Annotated in this window: 1 protein-coding gene; it reads right to left on the bottom strand. The window is 71.9% G+C overall.

What is annotated here, in order from left to right; genetic code table 11:
* Positions 1 to 140: 140 nt before the first annotated feature.
* Positions 141 to 395, bottom strand: a 255-nt coding sequence (locus AC2JF9_RS10200; RefSeq protein WP_500727535.1) for a hypothetical protein, incomplete at its 5' end; no start/stop codon positions are given.

Consider the following 395-nt stretch of genomic DNA (forward strand, 5'->3'; position numbering starts at 1 on the left):
GCTGTAGAAGGCGATTGGGAGCGCGACGCTCGGCAGCACGAATTGCGGCATGCGCCACGACTTCTTGATCTCGGCCCAGGCCTCGCGGGCATAGATGCCGGAACGGCTTGGCGCGGCGGTGACGGATGCAAGAGCGGCTATCATGCGGCCTCCAGATGGTCGTGGGTAAGCGTGGCGAGCGCCTGTTCGAGGCTAGCCGGGCCGACGCTGAGCGCGTCGAGATCGGGCGCCGCCCCCAGCAAGGCGCGCACGGCGGCGACCGGATCGCTGCTCAGCATCACGATGTCAGCCCCGACACGCTCGGCGGACGCGACGCCCGGCAGCGCCGCGAGCACCGGCAGCGGCGCCGCGGTGCGGCACCGGATGGCCGCGGCCGCGACCCGGCTCTTGATCGC

Source organism: Lactobacillus sp. C449L (assembly GCF_059900815.1).